Source organism: Arthrobacter sp. CAN_A214, assembly GCF_015751955.1.
Lineage (GTDB): Bacteria > Actinomycetota > Actinomycetes > Actinomycetales > Micrococcaceae > Arthrobacter_D.
The window spans coordinates 128,665-153,417 of sequence record NZ_JADOUU010000001.1 but is presented as its reverse complement, the minus strand read 5'-3'; the positions used below and the strand labels follow the sequence as shown (position 1 = coordinate 153,417).

The following is a 24,753-nucleotide window of genomic DNA, read 5'->3' as shown; positions in this document are numbered from 1 at the left end:
CGGGAAGCCCCGGCGCGTGGCATGCATCACAATCCCGCGCACCGGGGCTTCGCTGTGGCATCCTGATCAGATGGTCAAATTCAAGCAGTCGGATAAACTCCATAACGTCCTCTACGACATCCGGGGTCCGCTGCTGGAAGAGGCGATGCGCATGGAGGCCCAGGGCCACCGCATCCTCAAACTCAACATCGGCAACCCCGCCCCATTCGGCTTCGAAGCTCCCGACGCCATCCTCGTCGACATGATCCGGAACCTGCCCAAATCGCAGGGATACAGCGACTCCCGCGGAATCTTCTCCGCGCGCACCGCCGTCGTGCAGTACTACCAGGGCCGGGGAATCAACTCCATCGATGTCGACGATGTCTATCTCGGCAACGGGGTCAGCGAACTGATCACGCTCTCCCTCCAGGCGCTCCTGAACAACGGCGACGAGATCCTGGTGCCCACGCCGGACTATCCGCTGTGGACGGCGTCCGCGAGCCTTGCTGGCGGAACCGCCGTGCATTACCTCTGCGACGAGGAGAACCACTGGTACCCCGACCTTGAGGACATGGCGGAGAAGATCACCCCGCGTACCAAGGGAATTGTTCTCATCAATCCCAACAATCCCACCGGCTCGGTCTATCCCCGCCCCATCCTCGAGGGCGTGGTCAAGCTCGCGCGGGAGCACGGGTTGATCATTTTCGCCGACGAGATCTACGAAAAAATTCTCTATGATGACGCCGTCCACATCAACGCCGCGTCCGTCTGCGGGGACGACGTCCTCTGCCTGACGTTCAGCGGACTTTCCAAGGCGTACCGGATCGCCGGGTTCCGCAGCGGATGGATGGCCATTTCCGGCCCGAAGCACGACGCCGCGGACTACATCGAGGGCATCAACCTCCTCGCCAACATGCGGTTGTGCGCCAACGTTCCGGCGCAACATGCCATCCAGACGGCGCTGGGCGGCCATCAGAGCATCAACGACCTCATCCTGCCGGGAGGGCGCCTGAAACAGCAGCGGGACAAGGCCGCCCAGTTGCTGAACGGGATCGACGGCGTGAGCTGCGAGATCGCCAAGGGTGCGCTGTACCTCTTTCCCCGACTTGATCCCGAGGTATACCCGATCAAGGACGACGAGAAGTTTGCGCTCGACCTCCTCAAGCAGCAACGGATTCTCGTGTCCCATGGAAGCGCCTTCAATTGGATCGCGACGGACCACTTCCGGATGGTGACGCTGCCGAGTGTCGAGGTGATCGAGGACGCGATCGGGCGGTTGGCCGACTTCCTGTCCTCCTACAAACCCTGACCCCCAGCGCGTCCGGTCCGGGCGGACTGTCCCGCCGGTTCCAGGTACCCCAGGAGGATTTATGGCACACCGAAGAGAATTCGATGCTGATCCCCGCAAGCTGCTGCTTGCGGGTCCCGATTTCCGGCTCGACGCGATCGATCCGAAGTCCACTCCCGGGTTCGGTTCCGGAAAGGCTGCAGGCAAGGCGGCGTTGGCCGAGGGTTCCCGGGTGTTGTCCGAACTGCAGGAAAAACTGTTCGCCGAAAGCCGCCACGGCAGCGGGATCTCGCTCCTGTTGATCCTCCAGGCGATGGATACGGCGGGGAAGGGCGGCATCGTCCGCCACGTCGTGGGTGCTGTCGATCCGCAGGGGGTCCAGCATTTCGCGTTCAAGGCTCCCTCTGCTGCGGAGCAGCGGCACGATTTCCTGTGGCGAATCGCGAAGCAGCTTCCAGGACCGGGCATGATCGGCGTGTTCGACCGTTCGCACTACGAGGATGTGCTGATCCACAAGGTGCGGAGGTTGTCGGCGATGAGCGAGATCGAACGGCGCTATGGAGCGATCACCGCCTTCGAAGCGGACGCCGTAGCCGCAGGAACCCGCGTCGTGAAGGTGATGCTGCATATCAGCAAGGGAGAGCAGAAGCTTCGCCTCGCAGAACGGTTGGACCGCAGGAACAAGTTCTGGAAGTACGCTCCTCAGGACATCGAGGAGCGCGCGCTGTGGAATGAGTACCAGGCAGCCTACGAAACGGCCATCGAACGGACGACGACGCCGGACGCCCCCTGGTACGTGGTCCCGGCAGACCGCAAGTGGTATGCGCGGCTTGCCGTCCAGCAGGTGCTCATTGGAGCCCTTGAGGACATGCAGCTCGGCTGGCCGCCGGCCCACTTCGACCGAAAGGCCGAGAAGCAGCGCCTCGCCGTGTCCTGAACCTCCAGCACCGGCGTGCTGGCCCCGGGCTGCCGTTGGGATCGAGCCGCTCCGCCCGGGTGAGCTGCTTCGGCCTCAGCCCTCGTTTTCGGCTCTGGTCCGCGCTGCCGCGAGCCGCTTATTCGCGCCTTCCAGCCAGGACTCGCAGTGATCCGCGAGGGCTTCGCCCCGCTCCCAGAGCGTCAGTGACTGTTCGAGGCTGACTCCGCCGGCTTCGAGCTGGGTGACGACGGACAGCAATTCTTCGCGGGCCTGCTCGTAGGAGAGGGCAGCGACCGTCCCCTTGGCCGGTGAGGGAGCGTTCTGGCTCATTCGGATCTTTCCTTCGCTGGTGATTCGGTACGCGGGATCCCGCTGATGGGGCTAGTTGAAGTAGTCATCGCCGAGATCGTCACCGCCCATGGTGACTTCGGCAGAGAACGCGCCCTCGGCGACCCGGATCTGGACCTGGTCTCCCGGTTCGACCGACGTGGCTTCACGCACCACGGTGCCGTCATGAAGCTGGATCACCGCATAGCCGCGGTCGAGGGTCTTCTGTGGGGAGAGCGCCCGCACCTGGGCACGCAGGTGGCGGATGCCGTCCGACTGGCGGCTTACCGCAGAGCCAGCGGACCGGTGCGCACGCTCCCTGAGCCGTTCGACGTCGGCCTCCCGCACATCGATCATGCCCTCCGGTCGAGCGAGGGAAGGCCGTGACCGCAGCTGGGTCAGGCGTTCCGCCTCCCGGCCCACCAGTGTGCTGACCGCCCGCTCCAGGGACGACCGCGCCTGGCGGATGCGCTGGAGTTCTTCGGCGACATCGGGTACCACACGTTTCGCCGCATCGGTGGGGGTGGATGCACGGAGGTCTGCCACCTCGTCGAGCAACGGCCGATCAGCCTCGTGGCCGATGGCGCTCACCACCGGCGTGGTAGCTGCGGCCACGGCGCGCACCAGTTCCTCGCTGCTGAACGGCAGCAGGTCCTCGAGCGCCCCACCGCCGCGGGCGATGATGATGACGTCCACCTCCTCGAGAGCATCGAGCTCGGCGAGGGCGGCCGAGACCTGCGCTACGCAGCTTTCACCCTGCACCGCCACCTCCCGGATCTCGAACTCAACGGCGGGCCATCGGCGGGAGGCGTTCTGCAGGACGTCCTTCATGGCGTCGGAATCGCGGCCGGTGATGAGGCCGATGCGGTGGGGCAGGAGTGGCAGCCCCCGTTTGCGTTGGGGAGAGAAGAGCCCTTCCCCGGCGAGGAGGTGGCGCAGGCGTTCAATCCGGGCGAGCAGGTCGCCGAGACCCACAGGCCGGATATCGCGTGTCTGCATGGACAACCGGCCGGTTTTGACCCAGAAATCCGGTTTCAGCTGCGCCACCACCCGCGAGCCGCGCTCCAGCGGCATCGAGAGCCGGTCGAGCACCGTGGAGAAAACTGTCAGTGACAGCGAAACTTCGGCGTTCACATCCCGCAGCGTGAGAAAGCACATGTTCGAGCGCCGGTTGAGTTCGATCACCTGCCCTTCGATCCATGCCGCGGGCGCCCGCTCGATATGGGCCTTCAGCTTTTCGGAGAGTACGTGCAGGGGCCACGGCGACTCGGCGGACGTCTCCGCGGCCGTCAAGGGCAGGGTCGATGGCTGGGCCTTTGCCTGGGCAACGCTTCCGTCCGGCCCGGAAGGTGAGAGGCGGAGGCTTCCCTCGGTCGGGGTCTCGTTCGTCATCCGCGTCTGCTCCTTCCGTGGTCATGGCAGCGAATCGTCGAATCCATGTCTATCAGCCTGCGCCGACAATCCTGTGCATCGGTTCGCTATGTGCGGAACGGTCCGGCGTAGTCCTTTGAGGGGCTCCAGCCCCTCGAACAGGCATAATCGTAGGCCCAGCTAGTTCCCGATCCAAGGACTGCATGCGTACCCTTGCCTCAGCCATTTTTGCCCTGCTCGCACTCGTACTCACTGCCGGCGCGCTCTCGGCGGTGTGGGTCGACAAGAACCTTGTACAGGAGCAGGGTTTCGTGGCCCTGGCTGCACCCCTCGGCGACGACCCCCGGTTCCAGGCCGCTCTGTCGGAATCACTGGCTTCCGAGGTGGTGGGAAACGCCGGCTTGCCGGAACAGATTGCTGATGCCGTCGAGCCGACCATCACCGACGCGGCGTTGGCGGTCACCCGGTCGTCAGGCTACCCGATGGCATGGGATGAAACGCTTCGCCTTTCCCATGCCATCACCTTCGCGGGAGTGCCGGAGAACCCCGGCGACCCGATACCCGCCGTGCTGTCCCTCGACCTCGGGCCTGTGGCGCGCCTCGTTGCCGATACCGCGGGCTCGAGCCTCGGCATCGACGTGCCGGTTCCGCCGGACACCACAGTGGATATCGGGTCCTTCGAGGGCGGGGGCCTCGTCCGGGCAGTTGCGGAAACGGCCGGGAACTGGCAGCTCATCGCCCTGGCGGCCGGGATCTGCGCCGTGCTGTCCTTGCTGACAGCACGGCGGCGAGGCACCACGCTCGCCCTCCTGGGGTGCGGTGCGATGCTCATCGGTCTCGCTGGATGGGTGGTGGCCGGATTCGTGCCCGATGCGGCCGTCGCAGCGGCCGGCTCAAATGCCGTTGCGCAGGTCTTTGCCGAGGGCCTGGCCGGCAGGATCGGGCGCAACCTTGCCGGATTCTCTCTGCCGGTCATCGTGGCAGGCGGAATCGCAGTGGGAATCGGCGTGGTGCTCGGGCTCACGCTCGACCGACGGGTGCGGAGTTAGCCCTGCGCGAAGAACGGGCCGGGGCAGGCAGTGGCCGGCAGCGAACCGTTAGCATTGAAGCATGACCAGCACTGCAGTCCAGGTCCCCATGCCCACCATTCCACGGCGTCGCCGTTCGCCTGAGGAAGTGCAGGCCGCTTCGCCGGTTGAAGCGAGCCGGCGGGTGCTCCTTGCCGCACCGCGGGGTTACTGCGCGGGTGTTGATCGTGCCGTAATCGCAGTGGAAAAGGCGATCGAGCACTACGGCCCCCCCGTGTACGTGCGCAAGCAGATCGTCCACAACCTGCATGTGGTCTCGACGCTCGAATCCAAGGGCGCCATCTTCGTCGATGAAACCGACGAGGTTCCGGAGGGGGCGCTCGTGGTGTTCTCCGCGCACGGGGTTTCTCCTGCCGTCGTGCAGTCAGCCGCCGACCGCGGACTGCGCACGATCGATGCCACCTGCCCGCTGGTGACCAAGGTGCACCGCGAGGCGCAGCGTTTCGCCCGGGATGATTTCGACATCCTCCTCATCGGCCACGAGGGCCACGAGGAGGTTGAGGGAACAGCAGGCGAGGCACCTGAGCACATCCAGATCGTGAATGGGCCCGAGGACGTCGACAAGATCCAGGTGCGCGATCCTGAACGGCTCATCTGGCTGTCGCAGACCACGCTGAGCGTTGACGAGACGATGCTCACCGTGAATCTTCTGAAGGAGCGGTTCCCGACCCTCCAGGACCCGCCGAGCGACGACATCTGCTATGCAACCTCGAACCGACAGGCGGCCATCAAGAAGATAGCACCCGAGTCGGACCTCGTGATCGTTGTCGGATCGGCCAACTCGTCGAACTCGGTCCGACTCGTGGAGGTCGCGCTCGAGTACGGTGCGAAGGCTTCCTACCGCGTCGACTTTGCGAACCAGGTGGATGAGTCCTGGTTCGAGGGCGTCTCCACGATCGGGGTCTCGTCCGGCGCATCGGTGCCGGAAAACCTGGTCCAGGATGTGCTGCGGCTCCTCGCGGACTACGGCTACGGCGACGTCGAGGAAGTCGTCACAGCGCAGGAGGACATCATCTTCTCGCTGCCGAAGGAAATCCGGTCGGCGCTGAAGGCGATGGGGGACACCTCCTCGAACCGTGGAGGAAACCTCAAGCGCAACGTGCAGGCCAACCTCAACTAGCTCAGGTAGCTCAGGCCGTTCCGTACTGCCTTTCAGGCGCTTCGACGGCCTCGTCGAGGATGTCCACAAGTTCGGGCGCACTCAGCGCACGGGGGGTCGCGTCGATCGCGGTAGCCCCGCCGAGTCCGTCGCTCCCCGTCGACGCGAGGGACGCCGCATCAAAGGCACCGATGCGGCGTGCCGTGGGCAGGACGCGCGCCTCAAGGGTTCCGACGAACGAGTTGTATTTCTCCACGGACGTCTTCAGAGACGACCCGAGGCGTGCCACGTGGTTTCCCATGGTCCCCAGCCGCTCATACAGCTGGCGTGAAAGATCGAAGAGCTCCCGGGCGTTCTCCGTCAGCACGTCCTGCCGCCAACTGAATGCGGCGCCCTTGAGGATACCGAGGAGGGAGACCGGCGAGGCAAGCGCCACATTGCGGCTGAAGGCATAGTCCAGCAGTTCGGGGTCGGCTCGAAGCGCCGCGGACAACACCGATTCCACCGGAATGAAGCAGATGACCAACTCCGGCGAGTTGCTGGTGCCCTCCCAGTACTTCTTCTTCGCGAGTGCGTCGACGTGCGCTCGCAGCGCTTTGGCGTGCTGCTTCAGCAGCTCGCTCCGCTCGGACGTCTCGGGCGAGGACTCGTTGCCGCCCGGGAGTTCCTGCGCGCGGAGGAATGCCGACAGCGGAACCTTCGCGTCGATCACCAGTTGCTTGTTCCCCGGAAGCTTCACCACCATGTCGGGCCGCGCGAGGCCCGCGGGGCCGTCGACCGCGTGCAGGCCTCCGGAGCCTGTCGGGAATGACGCCTGCTCGATGAAATCGACCCGGTCCAGCATTCCCGCGGCCTCGACCACACGGCGCAACTGGACCTCGCCCCACTGCCCCCGGGCACTGTTGCTCCGCAGGGCGGCAGCCAGCGAATGCGTGGTGCTCAGCAGACGCGCATCAGCCTCGCGTGCCTCCTGCAGCTGCCTGGTCAGCTGCCCGTACTGTTCCACGCGGTCACGCTCCAGCAGTCCCACCTGCTGCTGGACCTGCGTGAGTTTCTCCGCCACCGGAGCAAGGGCCCTCAGGACCTCCGTTTCCTCCGAGGACCGCCCCGACAGCTCGCGGTTATGGCGTGCCAGCAGATCCCGTTCCGCGGTGGCTGCGGCGAGGGCCGAGGTTGCGCTCCCTACCCGGTTCACGGCGTCGTCGAGCTCGGTCCTCAATGCATCAGCACGCCGACGCATCAGCAGGGCGACAACGATTCCTCCTCCTCCGCAGCCCAGCACGAACGCAAGGAAAACCAGAACAACCGCGAAACCATCCATGTCTCCACTGTCCCAGCAACCTGCGACATTTCTGCCGGGCCGCTCCGGCGAAGGCGCAAGGGCTCCCACCCGGCACGGGCTCCGAGGCCCGGTAGACTGTACTCCCGTGGCTCTTACTATCGGCATCGTCGGCCTGCCCAACGTCGGCAAATCAACCCTTTTCAACGCGCTGACCCGCAATAACGTTCTCGCCGCGAACTATCCGTTCGCCACCATCGAACCGAATGTCGGCATGGTCAGCCTTCCTGATCCGCGTCTTGCACAGCTCGCCGAGGTCTTCGGGTCCAAGCAGATCCTGCCGGCGACCGTTTCTTTCGTGGACATCGCGGGTATCGTCAAGGGCGCCTCGGAGGGTGAGGGACTCGGGAACCAGTTCCTTGCGAACATCCGCGAGGCGGAGGCGATCGCTCAGGTCATCCGCGTGTTCGACGACCCCGACGTGGTTCACGTGGACGGCAAGGTCGATCCCCGGTCGGACATGGAGACCATCAACACCGAGCTGATCCTGGCCGACCTGCAGACCCTCGAAAAGGCGATCCCGCGCGTCGAGAAGGAAGTCAAGATCAAGAAGCGCGAGGTAGCGCAGCTCACCGCGATGCAGGCGGCCCAGGCCGTCCTGGAACGCGGCGACACCATCTTCTCCTCGGTGAGGAGCGACAAGCTGGAAATGGAGCACCTGCGCGAGCTGAGCCTGCTCACCGCAAAGCCCTTCATCTATGTGTTCAACGTGGACGACGCCGTCCTCGGGAACCCGGAGCGCCAGGAGGAGCTGCGTGCCCTCGTCGCCCCCGCCGACTCCATCTTCCTCGACGCCAAGCTCGAGGCCGACCTCGTTGAGCTCGACGAGGCCGAAGCCCGCGAGATGCTCGAAATGAACGGCCAGGAGGAATCAGGGCTGGATCAGCTGGCGCGCGTCGGCTTCCATACCCTCGGACTACAGACCTACCTCACCGCAGGCCCCAAGGAAACCCGTGCGTGGACCATCAAGAAGGGTGCCACCGCGCCAGAGGCTGCAGGGGTTATCCATTCCGACTTCCAGCGGGGATTCATCAAGGCCGAGGTCGTCCACTTCGCGGACCTCATGGACGCCCGGACCATGGGTGAAGCCAAGTCCCGCGGCAAGGTGCGTATCGAAGGCAAGGAATACGTGATGTCCGACGGCGACGTGGTGGAGTTCCGCTTCAACGTCTAGTTCCTTGGTTTGTCGAGGTCGGCCGCTCCCGTCCGCATCGACGTTTGGCATTTGCGGCCTTCCGTGCAAGGTATGAGCCAGATGTGACACATTCATGTCGTGGAGATTGATGGCGCAGCCGCAGCCGCCGATGCGACCGACGGGGAGGCGCTGCCCGATGGCACCGCCGCGCCCGTGACACGCGCGGACGCGGCATGGTTCACCACCGTGGTCCACGAGCATGCGACCGCGCTCGTGCGTTACTTCGCCCGCCGCGGCCCGTGTCAGGACGCCGAGGATCTCGCCGCCGAGGTCTTTGCGATCGCCTGGCGTCGACGCGATGACGTTCCTCCCGAGGCTGTCTTGCCTTGGCTGTACCGCACCGCGGGATTCACGCTCGCTAACCACCGCCGCAAACACATCGACCTCCCCATCGACGTGGTGCCGGAGTCGGGCAGGGCGCGCGTCAGCGAGGATCCCGAACTGAGCCTGCTGTTCGACGCCGAACTCCGAGGTGCGCTCGCGAGCGTCGGGGAACGCGACCGTCAGATCCTGCTCCTGCACGCGTGGGAGGGTCTTGACGGTGCGGAACTCGCGGAGGTGCTCGGCATTTCCCGCTCCGGGGCGGATGCCGCCCTCTCCCGGGCTCGCACGCGGCTGCGGAGCGCCTGGCAGGAACGCCTCTCGTTCTGATGCGCGTGCAAGGTTCTGGCAGTAGCGCACATATCCGTATGTTAACCGCACTCACGGAGGGTGAACGACATGAATCACGACAATGAGCTCGACCCGGTCGCGCGACTGAGCGCCGCCGACCCCTCCGCCGATGTCGAAGCCCGTGCAGGGTTCGCCGACGACGTCGTGGCCCGAACCCTGGAGGAGCCTCTGGCCGAACCGGCCGCGGTGGCCGATCTGAGCTCCGAGCGTGCGCGCAGGCGCCCCCGGTGGTTTCCGTACGTCGCGGTCGCTGCGTCGCTCGCGATTGTCGGCAGTGCCGGATTCGGCATCGGTGCCTCGACCGGTGGGGGCATGAACCTCGCTGATCGCGCAGCACCGGCCATCTCGTTGCAGACCGGCGCCGGAACAGGCGGCATTGCACCGGAAATGGGCGGGTCGCGGGACGACGCAGTGCACGGTGGCCTCGGGGGCGCCGCGAATGCGCAGTCGAAAATGGGGGCCGACATGATGTACCCCTACGGATTCGGCCGCAATAGCTTCAGCTCGGAGGGCTTGTCCACGGCAGCGGGCTCGGCATCGGCATACACCTTCGACGCGCGTGCGGCGTCGAACGCTGAGGAGGTCGCCGCTCTCGCCGCCGCGCTCGGTATCGAGGGAACGGTGGTCGAACTTAAGGATGGAGCCTGGATGGTGGGATCCCAGGACGGCACAGCGTCGTCTCTCTCGGTGAGCCTCGATGGGGTGCTCCGCTTTTATTTCACAGACCCGCTGATCAATCCGTGGGCGTGCGGTATGAGCGAGCAGCCGGTCGCGCCGGACACATTAGTCGAACCGTGCGATCCGCCCACTGATCTACCCGGTGAGGATGCCGCGATCGATGCCATGCGCTCGATCATCGACGCGGCCGGGCGCGACCCCGGGGCGTTTGAGTTTGCTTCTGAGACGGGGGAGGGCTCGCACACGCGGAACGCCCAGGCATGGCCCGTCGTCGACGGGCAGCGCATCGACCAGGGTTGGTCCCTGGAACTCACAGTTGCCGGTGTGCACAGCGCTTCAGGCGTTCTCGCTGGCATCGTCCCGCTCGGCGAGTACCCCGTCGTCAGCGAACAGGAAGGATTCGAGCGCCTCTCGGACCCGCGGTTCGGCGCCCAGATGACGAGCCTCCCCATCGCCCTGCGTGAGCAGACCGACATCGGAACCTCCGAGTGGGTGCCTCCGACCGAGCCGCCGTCGACTCCCGCGGCGGGTACATCTCTCTCCTGGCCCGTCAACACGGTCGATATCGTGAGCGCTCGGCTCGGACTAGCGAGCCAGTGGCAGGCCGACGGGAGCGTGCTCGTTGTTCCCGCCTATGAGTTCACGGATGCTGACAGCGGCACGTGGTCGGTTGTCGCCGTCGCCGAGCCCAAGCTCGACTTCGCGATTGACTAGCTGGACTTTATTTTCAACTTCGGGGCGTTGCCACAGTTCAGAAAGAGCCTCAAGGCACACCCGCGGCCTGGCGCGAGCAACAGGTCGAGGAAGCTGGAGCTCGGCACTGGGAAAGTGGCGAGTGGCCTTCAAACCGAGCGCAAAGCGCAGGAGGAAGCGGTAGCGGCCAAGACTGAGGGGAAGGCCCGGAGGAGAGAAACTGACCGCAAACGCCGAGCCGCGAAGAATGCAGCGGCGGAAGTCCTTAGTCTTCTAGGGCGCAAAGTCCCGCCTGGTCGGCTGTGGCAAGAGATTGATCCGTTGCGGAACGCGGTGGAGTTCCGCTTCAACGTGTAGGTGAGTACGGGTCGAAGGCAGGAAGCGACAGTCGTCCAGTTCCGTTTCGATACCCGGTGCAGCGATACTCTCGGCGCAAGGTAATCCCTCTATCGTTAGGGCATGAACTCCGGCCCGCGTGTTCGCCTCGTGCTGCCGCACCAGCTCTTCGACCAGCATTTCGAAGCCGCTGGCGACACCGTGTTCCTACTCATCGAGCATGACCTTCTTTTCCGCCAGTACGCGTTCCATTCCCACAAGCTGGTGCTGCACCGCGCGTCGATGACCCGCTTCGCCCGTCGCCTGAGCGAGCACGGCTACGGGGTCGAAGTCCTCAGAAGCGATTCCGACCATAGCTCCTCCGATCAGCTCGCCGGGTTCGTCCGGGATCGCAACCCGGTGCAGGTGACCTGGTTCGACGTGGTCGATGACTGGCTCGAGCGGGATCTGTTCGCGGCGCTCGCCGACGGCGGCTACCAGATGCGCCGGAAAGATGTGTTCGAGACACCGAACTTCCTCACCGACCGGAAGCAGATCGATGACTGGTTCTCCCACAATGACTCCCGAATGCAGGACTTCTACGAGTGGCAACGCCGTCGACTCGGCATTCTGCTCGACGACGGAGAACCCCTCGGCGGGAGGTGGTCCTTCGATGCTGAAAACCGCAGGAAGCTTCCCCGCGGTTACACCCCCCAGGTCGTGGGCCGTTTCGCGCGCCACCCCGTCCTCCGGCGCGAAGGGACTCTCGACATCGAAGCGCTGATGGGGGACGAGGTCGATGACGGGAGGCATCACGAGGTGGACCTCGCGATCGCCTGGGTCAGTGCGGAGTTCCCGAACGCTCCGGGTGACCCCCACCTGTTCGCCTGGCCCACCAGCGGCGACGAAGCGCGTCAGCACCTGCAGGAGTTCGTCCGCGAACGGCTCGACGAGTTCGGGCCCTACGAGGACGCGATTTCCACTGCTCATCCATTCATCGCCCACGGCCTGCTGACGGCAGCGCTGAACATCGGGTTGCTGGACCCGCGGGACCTCGTACGGACGGTACTCGAAGGAGCCGATTCCAATACCCCACTCGCCTCCGTGGAGGGGTTCGTGCGGCAGGTGATCGGCTGGCGGGAATACATGCGAGCCACTTACCGGATCAGCGGCCGTCAAATGCGTACCTCGAATCACCTCAACCACCAGAACGCGCTCGGGGCTGGGTGGTGGGACGCGAGCACCGGACTGGCCCCCGTGGACATGGTCATCTCCCGCGTGCTCGCCACCGGGTATGCCCACCACATCGAGCGGCTGATGGTGCTCGGCAACGCGATGTCCCTGCTGCGGATCCATCCTGATCGGGTATACGAGTGGTTCATGGAGCTGTTCATCGACGCGTACGACTGGGTGATGGTCCCCAATGTCTATGCGATGAGCCAGTTCGCTGCGGGGGAGGAGATCACCACGAAACCCTATGTGTCGGGCAGCAACTACCTGCGAAAGATGTCGGACCTCCCCGCAGGGGAGTGGAGGGCCGATTGGGATGGTCTGTACTGGATGTTCATCGAGGATCACCGCGCGCTCCTGGGAACGAACCCCCGCATGCGGATGGTCGTCTCCCTGCTTGAGAACATGGACCTGAATACCTTGAACGAGCATCGACGCCGTGCCGGGGCGTTCCTCGACGGCGGGCACGAAACGGCGCTGTTGAAAATGACGACGCGCGGAAACACCCGTCAATCGTGAACGTGCCCGGGACGGCCACGCCCGTGGAATTCGCCGGACCGTGGTCCTTGTGCCGGATGCCGCAACTCGCTAGGGGGTAACCTTCGCCGTTTCCGGCCCTGGAGGGCGGCGACTCGCCATGAGTCGAGCCTGGAAGCAGGTGATCGGGCAGTCACGCGAAGGTGCTACCTGTATTAAGTCTCCCTATGCAGGTAGCTCAGCCGTCATCCGGCCTTTTCCGCTGCACCGTACTGCGGGTTGAACGTCGCCAGGTACTGCTGGACGGCGCTTTCGCTGACGCGGTACGAGCGACCGAAACGAATCCCGTCGAGCGCCCCGGACTGCAGCAACCGGTACACGGTCATCTTTGATACCCGCATCACCTCTGCCACCTCCGCGACTGTAAGGAGGTCTCTCGGAAGTTCAGTATTCGGCATTTCTCATCTATCCGATCTCTCAGGGCGTCGTCAGGGACCCGGTCGGTCTCACCGGGCCGGGAAGGCATTACCAGCCCTCTATCCTAGCTAATAGGAAGCCAGCTTATTATCATTTCGTGTCCCTGCTCACACTGCATCAATCCGCGGGGCCGGGCTTTGGCGGATCAGACGGGTTTGGTTGCTTTTCGATAACAACAATGCCCGGCCTCCCGATTCGTTACCTGCGAGTAACACGGCGCGGTTAGGATTCTGCTCATGTGAGGCACGCCACTTCCATGAAGTGCGTGTCCACCGTCATGTAACACGACATGAAGTGAAGCTGGTTCCACACCACGGAACAAGGAATAGGAGGCGGAATGCGTTTCGGACGTACTTCCAAAGCTGTGGGGGTTGCTGCTGTTGCAGCACTCGCACTGAGCGCCTGCGCTGCCAATACCGGTACTGAAACTACCGAAGGCGACGAGGCTGAAGCGACCGGCGGAGAAGTCCGTGTGGTCGAGGTGAACGCATTCAGTTCATTCAACTCGGGTACCTCGGAGGGCAACGTTGATATCAACGGCAAGATCGCCTATGCGACCCACTCGGGGTTCAACTACATCAACAATGACCTCGAAGTAGTACCGAACGAAGACTTCGGCACCTATGAGGTTCTTTCGGAAGATCCCCTGAGTGTGAAGTACACAGTGAACGAAGGCGTGAACTGGTCCGACGGCGAACCGGTTGACGCGGGCGATCTCCTCCTTGCGTGGGCAATCGGTTCCGGTAACTTCAACGACTCGACCACCGACGACGCCGGGGAAGTGACCTCCGGCACCACCTACTTCGACTACGCGGGCGACACCAGCGGTCTCGGCCTGACCGAGCTTCCCGAGGTGGGTGATGACGGCCGCTCGATCACCCTGGAATACTCCGAACCGTTCGCCGACTACGAAGTCGCGTTCGGCACGATGACCGAGGGCGGCATCGGCATGCCGGCGCACGTCGTCGCCACCAACGGTGGCCTGGCCGACGAGGACGCGCTGGTCGAACTCATCCAAACAGCCCCTGAGGGCGACCCCGCTGCTCCCGAGGAACGCCCGGAACTTCAGGCAGTTGCGGATTTCTGGAACGCCGGGTTCGACACCAAGTCGCTGCCGACCGATCCGTCGCTGTACCTCTCCAACGGCCCGTACATCGTATCCGCCATCACGCCCGACCAGTCGATGACGCTTACGCGCAACGAGGATTACGACTGGGGACCCATGCCCAGCGTCGACGAAATCACCATCCGCTACATCGGTGAGGCACCGGCCCAGGTACAGGCACTGCAGAACGGCGAAGTGGACATCATCGCCCCGCAGGCGTCCGCAGACACCGTCGAGCAGCTCGAAGCACTCGAGGGCATCACCGTAGAGCGCGGAAACCAGCTGTCCTATGACCACCTGGACCTCAACTTCTCCGGCGTCTTCGCTGAGGAAAGCGTGCGGGAGGCGTTCATGAAGACTGTTCCCCGCCAGCAGATCGTCGACTCGATCATCAAGAAGCTCAACCCTGACGCCGCGCCGCTCGATTCGCAGCTCTTCCTGTCCGACCAGGAAGGCTACGAGGAAACCGTGGAGAACAACGGTTCCGCGGAATACGCCGAGGTCGACATCGAAGGTGCACGGGAACTCCTCGCCGGAGCCACTCCCGATGTCCGCATCATGTACAACCGGGACAATCCGAACCGCCTCGACGCGTACACGCTGATCGCGGAGTCCGCATCGCAGGCCGGTTTCAATGTCATCGACGGAGGCCTCGGAGCATCCGACTGGGGCGCAGCGCTCGGTAACGGTACCTATGACGCAAGCATCTTCGGCTGGATCAACTCGGGCGTCGGAGTCTCCGGTGTTCCGCAGATCTTCAAGTCCGCGAACGGCTCGAACTTCAACGGGTTCTCGAGCCCCGAAGCCGACGCGCTCATGGATCAGCTGATCGTCGAAACCGATCCGGAGGAGCAGAAGCGCCTCCAGATCGAAATCGACAAGTACATCTGGGATTCGAACTACGGATTGCCGCTGTTCCAGGTTCCTGGTGTCGATGCCTACAGTGACACCGTCACCGGTGTCGCCTACATGCCGAACCAGACAGGCGTGTGGTGGAACTTCTGGGACTGGGAAGTAGTCCAGTAACAATCAGCACGAATTAGTCGGTCAACCGGGAGGCGCCGGACCAGTAGTCACTGGTTCCGGCGCCTTTCGGCGTGAGCCGATCTGGTGAACGCGTCTACCAGAGTGAATCAAGTGATCGGGAAGCGTCGAATTCCACCCTTCGGTGACCTGCATTACACTGACGCGGTGGGACGCTGAATCCCATGGGGACCTACTTTGAGGCAAAGAAAATATGGTGACTTACATCGTGCGGCGTCTGGTGACTGCCGTCCTGATCCTGTTCGGTGCGTCGTTCCTCGTGTACCTCCTGACAGCGGCGTCGGGTGATCCCCTGGAAGACCTGCGGGCAAGCAGCGCGCCGAACCGCGACCAGCTCATCCAGGCCCGTTCGGAGCTCCTGGATCTGGACACACCAGCGCCGCTGCGCTACTTCGGCTGGCTGTCGGGCGCAGTCAAGTGCGTGGTGCCGTTCATCGGCTCCTGCGACCTCGGCCGGAGCATCCAGGGGGAGGCGGTGGTCGATGCTCTTGCCCGCGCAATGGGCAATACGATCCTCCTCGTCACCACGGCCACGATCCTTGCCATCATCATCGGCGTATCGCTCGGGATCATCACCGCCCTGCGTCAGTACAGTGGGCTGGACTACGGTGTCACCTTCATGGCATTCCTTTTCTTCTCCCTGCCGATCTTCTGGCTGGCGGTGCTCCTCAAGGAATTCGGGGCAATCGGCTTCAACAACTTCCTGGCGGACCCGGAAATACCGTTGACCACACTCCTGGTGGTCGCCTTCGCCAGCGGCGTCATCTGGGCGGTCTTCGCCGGCGGCTCACCAAAACGGAAAGGTGTGGCCTTCCTTCTGGGCGCTGTCCTGGCGGGCGGACTGCTGGCCCTGCTCGACGCGGTCGGCTGGTTCGTCGAGCCGGGCCTCGGTCCCGTCGTCATCCTCGTATCGGGAGTGGCCATCGCCTATGGTGTCACCCTGCTCACCGCAGGCCTGAAGAACCGCCGTGCCCTCGGTTCCGCCCTCATCATGGTTGCGCTGGGCCTGGTGGCCTACTACGTGGTGAACCCCCTGCTTGCCGGAGCGACCATCTGGCTGATCATCCTCCTCGCAGCGATCACCATGCTGGTCGGCCTCGTCGTGGGGTACTTCATGGGCGGCTACGACCGCGGCCAGAGCATGCGCTCCGCCGCGCTCACCGGGCTCCTCATGGGCGGACTGATCGTCCTCGATCGATTCATGGTCACCTGGCCGCTGTACACCGGCAACTCCCGTGTCCGGGGCAGGCCCATTGCCACGATCGGAGCATCGACCCCGGGACTGGAGGGCGATTTCTGGATTTCAGGCCTCGATTCCTTTACGCACCTCCTGCTGCCGACCCTCGCACTGCTGCTTGCATCCCTGGCGAGCTACAGCCGGTACTCCCGTGCCTCGATGCTCGAAATCATGAGCATGGACTACATCCGCACGGCACGGGCGAAAGGGCTCTCGGAGCGGACCGTTGTCATGAGGCATGCATTCCGGAACGCCCTGATTCCGCTCGCTACGCTGGTCGCCTTCGATATCGGAGCGCTGATCGGTGGTGCTGTCATCACGGAGCAGGTGTTCGCTTTCGCAGGCATGGGCCAGCTCTTCATCTCGGCACTGGCGCGGACCGATCCGAATCCGATCATGGGGTTCTTCCTCGTAGTCGGCATCCTTGCCCTTGTCTTCAACCTCATCGCCGACCTCGTCTATTCGTTCCTCGACCCACGCGTAAGGGTGAAAGCATGACCATTCAGCGCTCCTCGAAGTCCCCGGGTGACGAGCCCGGGCCCTCGCCCATAGCAGGAGGGGCGGCACCCGAGGCGGATCCGGTCGGCCTCTCCCAGGGCCAGATCGTCCGCAAGCGGTTCTTCGACAACACAGCAGCAATCATCAGCCTCGTGGTTTTTGCGCTCGTCCTGATCCTTTCCTTCTCGTCGCTGGGTTTCGCGGGCATTCCGGGTTGGTGGAAGTACAACCACACGGAATTCCTGCCCGTCGTCAACGGCGGCTCACCCACCTTCAGCAATATCTTCGACTGGGGTGACCACCCCTTCGGGCAGGACGCCATCGGACGCGACTACTTCGCGATGACGATGCGGGGAGCGCAGAATTCGATCATCATCATGTTCCTGATCGGGGCGATCTCGGGAATCGTCGGCGTGGTCATCGGCGCGTGCTCCGGCTACTTCCGCGGAATGACGGAGGCCGTGCTCATGCGGTTCACCGACATCATCATCATCATCCCCCTCATCGTGCTCGCGGCGGTTCTGGGACGCAACGTCGGCGCATCACTCGGCGAGGGTGTCCGCGTGTACTTCCTCGGGATCTTCCTCGGGCTCATCGCCTGGACCGGCATGGCGCGCCTGGTGCGGGGAGAGTTCCTGTCCCTGCGCGAACGCGAGTTCGTCGACGCGGCGAAAATCGCCGGCGCTTCGAACCGACGGATCATCTTCAAGCACATCCTGCCGAATGCGGTAGGCGTGATCATCGTCAACACCACCCTCCTGATGGCTGCCGCGATCCTCCTTGAGACCGGCCTGAGCTACATCGGGTTCGGTGTGCAGGCGCCCGATGTGTCCTTGGGACTGAACATCAGCCAGAATGAGCAGGCTTTCCAGACGCGGCCGTGGCTGTTCTGGTTCCCGGGACTGTTCATCGTGCTGATCTGCCTCACCATCAACTTCATCGGTGACGGGCTCCGGGACGCCTTCGACCCGCGGCAGAAGAAGTTCAACGCCCGCAAGGCGGGAACCGCAACGTGAGCCCGTTCGACGGTCCTGCCTCAGGCGGCGCCCTGTGTGCCGACGCTGGCGGCGAGAAAGACCAGGGCCGGAAGCATGAGGATCCAGTTCACACGGCGGTTGACGGGCGCGGTATCCGTCTGGTCGACGTCGAGCTCGCCGTTGTCGATCATCGTTTCCCAGCGGGACCGCACCAGGAACGCCGCGTAGCCGGAGTCGGTATGTTTGAGGTCGCCCGGCCGAACCGACGCCCCGGGACCGTAACTCGATGCCGGCAGGTTGGTCAGGTGCTCCACCTTGCCGGCATGCGTTCCCCACACTCCGGGTGCGGGTGCCGCCCAGGCGGAGTAGGCCCGGCGGGGAGTGACCAGCTTCAGGGCGTACTTCGTGTCCACATGGACAAGCGCGGCCCAGGGAACGCTGATCGTCACCAGCGGATTCCGCAGGGTGACGGCGGTGCGGTCCACGACGACGGTAGGGTACCAGAACAGCCACCACGCCCCATAGGCCACCGCGAGCAGGGGCCACGCTCCCAGCAGCCCTGCCGGACCGTCGGTCGCGACCAGCGACACCAGACCCGTCCCGACCAGGACGAAAGCGATAAGGGTGAACCATTTGCTGGTCCGCGGTTTGAACACCGTGGTACCGGTGGCGGGTGTGCTCATAGCCCTATAGTTTCAGGATTTTCGGCCGACCGGGGGCAGCATGCCGTTCCCGCGCACTCTGGCCGGCCACCAGCGGAAGGAAGCAAACCATGACTCCGGACCTCATCGGCAGTGCCGACGACTCACGAGTTGTCCCTTCGAGCGGACAGGGGCCGGTCCTTGAGGTCCGGAACCTGTCAGTGCATTTCGGCGTAGAGAAGAAATGGGTACCGGCAGCGGTCAACCTCAACTATCACGTCAACGCCGGCGAAGTGCTCGCGATCGTCGGTGAGTCGGGATCGGGCAAAAGCGCCAGCTCCATGTCCCTGCTGGGCCTGCTGCCGTCCAACAGCCGAGTGACGGGCCAGGTCCTGCTCAACGGCAGATCGGTTCTCGACCTGTCTCCCGCCAAGCTGCGCCAGGTGCGAGGCAACGACGTCGCGGTGATCTTCCAGGAGCCCATGACCGCCCTGAATCCCGTGTACACGGTGGGGTTCCAGATCGTCGAGACACTTCGGCTCCACAACGAGATCTCGCCGGACGAAGCCAAGCAGCGGGCCCTGCGCCTGCTCGCGCTCGTCGAACTCCCCGACCCCGAGAAGGCCTACAAGTCCTACCCCCACCAGCTCTCGGGTGGTCAACGGCAGCGGGCGATGATTGCGCAGTCCCTCTCCTGTGACCCGAAACTCCTGATCGCCGACGAACCGACCACGGCCCTCGATGTGACGGTCCAGGCGGAAATCCTCGATCTCATGAGGAACCTGCGCAGCAAGCTCAACAGTGCGATCGTGCTCATCACCCATGACATGGGAGTAGTGGCGGATCTCGCGGACCGGATCGCCGTCATGCGACGGGGGGAGATCGTCGAGACGGGATCCGTCTCGGAGATCTTCGGCAATCCCCAGCATGAGTACACGCGGGCTCTGCTGGCTGCGGTTCCGCACCTTGGCCAGGGCGGGGGACAAGGCGACGACGTCGACGTCGACGCCGCGCTGGCCGCAGCCACCCACACCGAACTGACCGGTGTCGACGCCGACGAGCTGGAACGCCGCGAGCGGAACGTACTGGCAGGCCTGGGGGAGGATCCATCCGCCGACCCGATCACCGCGGATCCGATCCTCGAGCTCGTCGACGTCGCCATCGACTATCCGAAACAGGGAAGGGTTCCTGCCTTCCGTGCGGTGGAGGGCGCCAACCTCACGATCTACCCGGGCCAGGTCATCGGGCTCGTGGGGGAATCGGGCTCGGGCAAGACGACCATCGGTCGCGCTGCCGTCGGGTTGCTGCCGGTCGCCGAAGGATCCCTCAAAGTGGTTGGAACCGATATCTCCGGCTTCAAACCGACCTCGAGGGAGCTTGCAGCGGTCCGTCGGCACGTCGGAATGGTGTTCCAGGACCCGGCGTCGTCCCTGAACCCGCGACTGCCGATCGGCGAGAGCATCGGCGAGCCGATGTTCCTTGCAGGAGAGGCGAAGGGTGCCGCCCTGCAGAAGCGGATCGAAACGCTCCTCGACCAGGTGGAACTGCCGCGGTCCTACCGGAACCGCTACCCCCACGAGCTGTCCGGCGGCCAGAAGCAGCGCGTCGGCATCGCCCGGGCCCTCTCGCTCAAGCCGAAGCTGATGGTGGCCGATGAGCCGACGTCGGCCCTCGATGTTTCGGTGCAGGCGCGGGTGCTCGAGCTTTTCCAGAACCTGCAGCGGGAGTTGGGCTTCGCGTGCCTCTTCGTCACCCATGACCTCGCCGTCGTGGACGTGCTGGCCGACCATATCTGCGTCATGAAACGCGGCAGGATCGTTGAACAGGGTACCCGTGACCAGATTCTCCGCAGCCCCCAGAACCCCTACACCCAGCGGCTCCTGGCCGCGGTTCCGTTGCCCGACCCGGAGAAGCAGCGTGAACGGCGTGAACTGAGGGCAAAGCTCCTCGCGTCCTCCGACTAGGCCTGCGCAGGCGCCATGTCGAGTCCGGTCTGGAAACCGGGGGCAGGGATGCGACCGATCAGGAATTGTACACTTCGCCAAGGGCATCGCCAGATGTTAACAGGGAACTCGTAGGCGGAGGAATGGATGAGATGCCGCGCCTCCGGGCGTAGGGTGAAAGGCATGTCTACTTCCATCGAACGTTCCGAAGAGCCACCCGGGGGCAGCATACGGCATCCTCCTTCTTCACCTGTGCCGGATGCAACCGACCGGACGGACCGCAACTCCGTCGATAAGCCGGTGCTTTTCATCTCCCTGGTGGTCGTGCTGGCGCTGCTGCTGATCGGGGTTCTCTTCCCCACCGGCTTCTCCACGGTGACGACCGGCATCCTGGGCGGACTGGTGACCAACTTCGGCTGGGCGTTCGTCCTGTCGGCCACCGGATTCGTCATCTTCGCGCTGTTCCTCGCCTTCAGCAAGTACGGCAGGATCACGCTCGGGAAGGATGGCGAGAAGCCCGAATACTCGACGATTTCCTGGATCGCGATGATGTTCAGCGCCGGCATGGGCATCGGACTCATGTTCTACGGGGTCACCGAGCCGATCACGCACTACCTGACCCCGCCGATCGCGGGAATCGAGCCGGGATCGGAAGCGGCCGCTCGCGAGTCCATGAACTACACGCTTTTCCACTGGGCCATTCATCCCTGGGCGATCTATGCCGTCGTCGGTCTTGCCCTGGCCTATTCGGCCTACCGCAAGGGCCGGGGAGCGGGATTCAGTGAGGCGTTCACGCCCCTGTTCCGGGGGCGCCCGACACCCAAGGGATTGCGCGCGATCGATGTCTTCGCAATCTTCGCCACACTCTTCGGTTCGGCGACCTCGCTTGGTCTGGGAGTGCTCCAGATCAACGGAGGACTTACCGAGGTCTTCGGGATGGGCAACAGCCTCGGGATCCAGATCGGGATCATCGCCGTCCTGACCTTCTGCTTCGTGATTTCCGCAGTGAGCGGCATCAGCCGGGGCATCAAATGGTTGTCCAACGGCAACATGATCCTGGCCCTCGCGCTCCTGTTCTTCCTCTTCGTCGTCGGCCCTACGGTCTTCATCCTCGAGCTGATCCCGGCATCGGCCGGTAGTTACCTCGTCAACCTCCCCCAGATGGCAACGAGGACCGGGGCCTTCGGCGGACATGAATGGCTCGCCGCCTGGACAATCTTCTACTGGGCCTGGTGGGTCTCCTGGACCCCGTTCGTCGGATCCTTCCTCGCGAAGATCTCCCGCGGAAGAACTATTCGCGAGTTCGTGATCGGCGTCGTCGCCGTCCCCAGCGTCATCAGCGTCATCTGGTTCAGCGTATGGGGAGGCTCGGCCCTGACCGCACAGAACTCGGGGACCGATATCGCGGCAGCGAACGCCGAAAGCCAGGAATCCGCCATGTTCGCACTCCTTGCAGAGCATCCGCTGGCCGCAGTCACCTCGGTCCTGGTGGTAATCCTTGTTGCCGTGTTCTTCATTTCGGGCGCGGATGCCGCATCGATCGTGCTCGGCTCGCTGTCCTCGTTCGGAGCGGCCGTTCCGAAGAGGTGGCTGACCATCCTGTGGGGGACCCTGACTGGTGCAGTAGCAGCTGTGCTGCTGTCGGTAGGTAGCCTCGGCGCGCTCCAGACCGTAACGATCATCGCTGCGGCCCCGTTCGTCCTGATCATGATCGGGCTGTGCATCGCCCTGATGATCGACCTGGCTCGTGATCCGGCAGTGGCCGGCACTCGGTCCCGGAAGGCATCCCGGAGGGATGAACCGGTAGGCATCGAGGCCGGTCAGTAGCTCCCGCGGCGCCGTCCTGGGCCATCACTGATCGAGCAACATCGCGCGAAAGGGAACTCCGTCGGGGTTCCCTTTCTCGCGTCTTCCCAGGGGACGGCCGGCTGGTGCGGACGAGTGGCCGGTGCGCGGACGCTCGCTCCTGTTCCGGCGGTGCATTAGGTCTGTTTTTGCCTAGCGCTTAGACTGGTAGCGGGTGTGCATTGTAGCCGCCGTCATTTCCCCGCAGAAGATACTGAATTGAGTCCTTACGCATGTCTGAAACCACAGGCAACACCGCTGTCCGCAGCGATCTCCGCAATGTAGCCATCGTGGCTCACGTTGACCACGGAAAAACCACACTGGTCGACGCCATGCTCAAGCAGACCAACTCCTTCGCTGCCCACGGCGACGTGGCGGACCGGGTCATGGACTCCGGCGACCTCGAGCGCGAGAAGGGCATCACCATCCTGGCCAAGAACACCACGGTGTTCTACGACGGCCCCTCCGCCAAGGGCGAGACGATCACCATCAACGTGATCGACACCCCGGGCCACGCCGACTTCGGCGGCGAAGTAGAGCGCGGGCTCTCCATGGTCGACGGCGTCGTCCTCCTCGTGGACGCCTCCGAGGGACCGCTTCCCCAGACCCGCTTCGTGCTGCGCAAGGCGCTTGCCGCCAAGCTTCCCGTCATCCTCCTGGTCAACAAGACCGACCGCCCCGACTCCCGCATCGAAGAGGTCGTCAGCGAGTCGATGGACCTACTCCTCGGCCTCGCCTCCGACCTCGCGGACGAGGTTCCCGATCTCGACCTGGATTCGATCCTCAACGTCCCGGTGGTCTACGCTGCTGCCCGTGCGGGAGCCGCCTCGCTCGAGCAGCCCGCCGATGGGACCATCCCCTCGAACGACAACCTGGAGCCGCTGTTCCAGACCATCATCGAGCACATCCCCGCTCCCCGCTACAACCCCGACGGCGTCCTCCAGGCACACGTGACCAACCTCGACGCGTCGCCGTTCCTCGGGCGCCTCGCACTGCTGCGTATCTTCAACGGAACGCTCCGCAAGGGCCAGACAGTCGCGTGGGCGCGCCAGAACGGCGAACTGAAGACAGTGAAGATCACCGAACTCCTTGCCACCAAGGCACTGGACCGTGTTCCCACCGACTCCGCAGGCCCGGGCGAGATCGTCGCCGTCGCCGGTATCGAGGGCATCACGATCGGCGAGACCCTGACCGACGTCGACAACCCCCAGCCGCTTCCGCTGATCACCGTCGACGATCCCGCCATCTCGGTGACGATCGGTATCAACACCTCGCCCCTGGCCGGCCGGGTCAAGGGCGCGAAGGTCACGGCGCGCCAGGTGAAGGACCGCCTGGACAAGGAGCTCGTCGGCAACGTCTCCCTGCGTGTCCTGCCGACCGCGCGTCCCGACGCCTGGGAGGTCCAGGGCCGCGGCGAGCTTGCCCTCGCCATCCTGGTCGAGCAGATGCGCCGCGAAGGGTTCGAGCTCACCGTGGGCAAGCCGCAGGTGGTCACCAAGACCGTCGACGGCAAGATCCACGAGCCCATGGAGCACATGACCATCGACGTCCCCGAGGAGTACCTCGGCGGCGTCACCCAGCTCATGGCCGCCCGCAAGGGCCGCATGACCAACATGGCCAACCACGGAACGGGCTGGGTCCGCATGGAATTCATCGTTCCTGCACGCGGCCTCATCGGTTTCCGCACCCGGTTCCTCACCGACACCCGCGGTGCGGGAATCGCAGCCTCCATCTCCGAGGGCTACGAGCCGTGGGCAGGGGACATCGAGTACCGCACCAACGGTTCCATGATCGCCGACCGCTCGGGCGTCGTCACCCCGTTCGCGATGATCAACCTGCAGGAACGCGGCTCCTTCTTCGTCCAGGCGACCTCCGAGGTGTACGAGGGCATGATCGTCGGGGAGAACTCACGCGCCGATGACATGGACGTGAACATCACCAAGGAGAAGAAGCTCACCAACATGCGTGCGGCGTCATCCGACACCTTCGAGAACCTCACGCCGCCCCGCAACCTGACACTCGAGGAATCCCTCGAGTTTGCCCGCGAGGATGAATGCGTAGAGGTCACCCCGGAGTCGATCCGGATCCGCAAGGTGATCCTCGACGCCAATGAGCGCATGCGCGCCTCACGCTCACGCGCACGGGCATAACAACACCGCCATGCAGCTCGACGACGCCGGCCCCCCGATCTCAGTGGAGGGCCGGCGTCGGCCGTTAACGCGAGTACCCTCCCGTCCACGCAGTCCATCGCGGCGCCTCCCGACTGCGTCCCAGGGACGCCCCGGAACAACGCAGCCGGGGTCGCGGTGGGAAGGG

19 protein-coding genes are annotated in these 24,753 nt (G+C 64.3%); 14 read left to right on the top strand and 5 right to left on the bottom strand.

Annotation, left to right across the window (positions count from 1 at the left end):
- Positions 1-70 precede the first annotated feature (70 nt).
- Together IWX65_RS00660 and IWX65_RS00655 are read left to right on the top strand one after the other, a co-directional pair.
- Positions 71-1,288 carry a pyridoxal phosphate-dependent aminotransferase gene (locus tag IWX65_RS00660; RefSeq protein ID WP_196880556.1) on the top strand — a complete coding sequence of 406 codons (1,218 nt, stop codon included), beginning with the start codon at positions 71-73 and terminating at the stop codon, positions 1,286-1,288.
- Between the two features lie 61 nt (positions 1,289-1,349).
- Positions 1,350-2,204: a PPK2 family polyphosphate kinase gene (locus IWX65_RS00655; protein ID WP_196880555.1), complete on the top strand. Its 855-nt coding sequence runs from the start codon at positions 1,350-1,352 to the stop codon at positions 2,202-2,204.
- A gap of 75 nt (positions 2,205-2,279) precedes the next feature.
- On the opposite strand, the gene IWX65_RS00650 is transcribed toward IWX65_RS00655, so the two are convergent.
- Together IWX65_RS00650 and xseA are read right to left on the bottom strand one after the other, a co-directional pair.
- On the bottom strand, positions 2,280-2,516 hold the full coding sequence (locus tag IWX65_RS00650; protein ID WP_196880554.1) for an exodeoxyribonuclease VII small subunit: 237 nt from the start codon (positions 2,514-2,516) through the stop codon (positions 2,280-2,282).
- Between the two features lie 51 nt (positions 2,517-2,567).
- A complete protein-coding gene (gene xseA / locus IWX65_RS00645) occupies positions 2,568-3,905 on the bottom strand; it encodes an exodeoxyribonuclease VII large subunit (protein WP_196880553.1) in 1,338 nt (445 codons plus the stop codon).
- 182 nt (positions 3,906-4,087) lie between these two features.
- On the opposite strand from xseA, the gene IWX65_RS00640 reads away from it, so the two are divergent.
- Positions 4,088-4,933 carry a hypothetical protein gene (locus IWX65_RS00640; RefSeq protein WP_196880552.1) on the top strand — a complete coding sequence of 282 codons (846 nt, stop codon included), beginning with the start codon at positions 4,088-4,090 and terminating at the stop codon, positions 4,931-4,933.
- Positions 4,934-4,994: 61 nt separating this feature from the next.
- Complete coding sequence (locus IWX65_RS00635) at positions 4,995-6,092, top strand: 4-hydroxy-3-methylbut-2-enyl diphosphate reductase (RefSeq protein WP_196880551.1); 1,098 nt, start codon at positions 4,995-4,997, stop codon at positions 6,090-6,092.
- Positions 6,093-6,102: 10 nt separating this feature from the next.
- Here IWX65_RS00635 and IWX65_RS00630 read toward each other — a convergent pair whose 3' ends face one another.
- Complete coding sequence (locus IWX65_RS00630; RefSeq protein WP_196880550.1) at positions 6,103-7,392, bottom strand: DNA recombination protein RmuC; 1,290 nt, start codon at positions 7,390-7,392, stop codon at positions 6,103-6,105.
- A 106-nt stretch (positions 7,393-7,498) separates the two neighbouring features.
- On the opposite strand from IWX65_RS00630, the gene ychF reads away from it, so the two are divergent.
- The 4 genes from ychF (at position 7,499) to IWX65_RS00610 (ending at position 12,712) form a co-directional block, all read left to right on the top strand.
- Entirely contained in the window at positions 7,499-8,584 is a 1,086-nt protein-coding gene (gene ychF, locus IWX65_RS00625) for a redox-regulated ATPase YchF (protein ID WP_196880549.1), read from the top strand.
- A 99-nt stretch (positions 8,585-8,683) separates the two neighbouring features.
- Positions 8,684-9,256 (top strand): RNA polymerase sigma factor, encoded by a 573-nt coding sequence (locus IWX65_RS00620; protein ID WP_334683564.1) that lies wholly within the window; start codon positions 8,684-8,686, stop codon positions 9,254-9,256.
- Positions 9,257-9,325: 69 nt separating this feature from the next.
- Positions 9,326-10,669, top strand: a complete 1,344-nt coding sequence (locus IWX65_RS00615) for a hypothetical protein (protein WP_196880548.1) — start codon at positions 9,326-9,328, stop codon at positions 10,667-10,669.
- A gap of 438 nt (positions 10,670-11,107) precedes the next feature.
- Entirely contained in the window at positions 11,108-12,712 is a 1,605-nt protein-coding gene (locus IWX65_RS00610; RefSeq protein WP_196880547.1) for a cryptochrome/photolyase family protein, read from the top strand.
- 203 nt (positions 12,713-12,915) lie between these two features.
- Here IWX65_RS00610 and IWX65_RS00605 read toward each other — a convergent pair whose 3' ends face one another.
- The gene (locus IWX65_RS00605) at positions 12,916-13,128 is read right to left on the bottom strand and encodes a helix-turn-helix domain-containing protein (protein ID WP_196880546.1); all 213 of its coding nucleotides are present in this window, start codon (positions 13,126-13,128) and stop codon (positions 12,916-12,918) included.
- A 356-nt stretch (positions 13,129-13,484) separates the two neighbouring features.
- Between IWX65_RS00605 and IWX65_RS00600 the strand changes: the two genes are divergently transcribed.
- The 3 genes from IWX65_RS00600 to IWX65_RS00590 all read left to right on the top strand — a co-directional run bounded on the left by IWX65_RS00600 (position 13,485) and on the right by IWX65_RS00590 (position 18,047).
- Positions 13,485-15,278, top strand: a complete 1,794-nt coding sequence (locus IWX65_RS00600) for an ABC transporter family substrate-binding protein (RefSeq protein ID WP_196880545.1) — start codon at positions 13,485-13,487, stop codon at positions 15,276-15,278.
- A 211-nt stretch (positions 15,279-15,489) separates the two neighbouring features.
- Positions 15,490-17,031: an ABC transporter permease gene (locus IWX65_RS00595; protein WP_196880544.1), complete on the top strand. Its 1,542-nt coding sequence runs from the start codon at positions 15,490-15,492 to the stop codon at positions 17,029-17,031.
- A complete protein-coding gene (locus IWX65_RS00590; RefSeq protein WP_196880543.1) occupies positions 17,028-18,047 on the top strand; it encodes an ABC transporter permease in 1,020 nt (339 codons plus the stop codon). The genes IWX65_RS00595 and IWX65_RS00590 overlap by 4 nt, the downstream gene beginning before the upstream one ends.
- 20 nt (positions 18,048-18,067) lie before the next feature.
- On the opposite strand, the gene IWX65_RS00585 is transcribed toward IWX65_RS00590, so the two are convergent.
- Entirely contained in the window at positions 18,068-18,691 is a 624-nt protein-coding gene (locus IWX65_RS00585) for a PH domain-containing protein (RefSeq protein ID WP_196880542.1), read from the bottom strand.
- A gap of 89 nt (positions 18,692-18,780) precedes the next feature.
- On the opposite strand from IWX65_RS00585, the gene IWX65_RS00580 reads away from it, so the two are divergent.
- The 3 genes from IWX65_RS00580 to typA all read left to right on the top strand — a co-directional run bounded on the left by IWX65_RS00580 (position 18,781) and on the right by typA (position 24,587).
- Positions 18,781-20,613, top strand: coding sequence for an ABC transporter ATP-binding protein (locus IWX65_RS00580; protein WP_196880541.1), 1,833 nt, complete (start codon positions 18,781-18,783; stop codon positions 20,611-20,613).
- 162 nt (positions 20,614-20,775) lie between these two features.
- Positions 20,776-22,419 carry a BCCT family transporter gene (locus tag IWX65_RS00575; RefSeq protein WP_196880540.1) on the top strand — a complete coding sequence of 548 codons (1,644 nt, stop codon included), beginning with the start codon at positions 20,776-20,778 and terminating at the stop codon, positions 22,417-22,419.
- 251 nt (positions 22,420-22,670) lie between these two features.
- Positions 22,671-24,587 carry a translational GTPase TypA gene (gene typA, locus IWX65_RS00570; RefSeq protein WP_196880539.1) on the top strand — a complete coding sequence of 639 codons (1,917 nt, stop codon included), beginning with the start codon at positions 22,671-22,673 and terminating at the stop codon, positions 24,585-24,587.
- Positions 24,588-24,753 lie beyond the last annotated feature (166 nt).